Below are 471 nucleotides of genomic sequence, written 5' to 3' on the forward strand. Positions count from 1 at the left end.
GACATGGACGGCTCGCTTCTGGGCATGGACTACCTCGGCCGCTTCCGGATCGAGATCGCGGGCGACCGCATGGTGCTGCACCGCTGACTTGCGCGCGCCGCCGCACCTGCCCTAGCCTGCCCCCGAGGGTCAGGTGAAGGGTGCGTCGGGAATCATGGGACATTACGCGAAACGCGGCTACGCCCCGGTCCTGCCCCCCACCCTCGAACGGCTGATCGCGGACGACCCCGACGACGACGATTGGCTGTCCACCCGCGAACTCAAGGCCGCGATGGCCAAGCGCCCCAGGTTCGACCCCGGCATCCGCGACGCGCTGGAAGATCAGGACCGCCGCGCGAACCGCATCACCACGGTCGCAGGCCCCGGCAACATGCCGATGGTCGTCGCGATCTGCGGGTCCTGCGGCGCGCCCGGCGCGCTGGAAAACATGCACCTCGGCCACCGCGAGACCTGGGCCGCCTACGTGGCCGA

Annotated in this window: 1 protein-coding gene; it reads left to right on the forward strand. The window is 70.3% G+C overall.

Translation table 11 applies throughout. From position 1 onward, the window contains the following. Window positions 1-154: 154 nt before the first annotated feature. Window positions 155-471, forward strand: a 317-nt coding sequence (locus tag ACLD7X_RS18740) for a hypothetical protein (RefSeq protein WP_411425189.1), incomplete at its 3' end; no start/stop codon positions are given.

The organism is Aphanothece microscopica RSMan92 (assembly GCF_046613545.2).
Taxonomy (GTDB): domain Bacteria; phylum Cyanobacteriota; class Cyanobacteriia; order PCC-6307; family Cyanobiaceae; genus NIES-981.